We start from the raw sequence: 369 nt of genomic DNA on the forward strand, positions 1-369 counted from the left end.
ATTATTTCCAGTACAAGAATCCCGAGTTCAAGGCGCTGATGGCGAAGATCGACGTCACCCTCGACGAGGGCCAGCGCAATGAGATGTACAGGCAAGCTCAGCGCATCCTGGCGCGCGATGCGGTCAACGGCTTCCTTTTCATCCTGCCGAAGATCACCGTGACGGCGGCCGGGCTGGACGGGATGTGGACCGATTGGCCGCTCCCGATCACGCCGCTCGCCGAGGTGCGCTGGCGCTAGGTCGTGCTGTCGTTCCTGGCGCGCCGATGCGTGGCGCTCGTCGCCACGCTGCTTGGCGCAGCGCTGGTGATCTTCGTCGCGCTCGAGGTCCTGCCGGGCGATCCGGCCGCCGTGACGCTTGGTCTCAACG

Annotated in this window: 1 protein-coding gene; it reads left to right on the plus strand. The window is 65.3% G+C overall.

Annotated elements, in window-relative coordinates:
* Window positions 1-239 (plus strand): hypothetical protein (locus tag AB4Y92_RS26575; RefSeq protein WP_441822344.1); only part of this gene is annotated, 239 nt, incomplete at its 5' end.
* Window positions 240-369 lie beyond the last annotated feature (130 nt).

The organism is Lysobacter sp. TAB13 (genome assembly GCF_052113885.1).
GTDB lineage: Bacteria > Pseudomonadota > Gammaproteobacteria > Xanthomonadales > Xanthomonadaceae > Lysobacter > Lysobacter gummosus.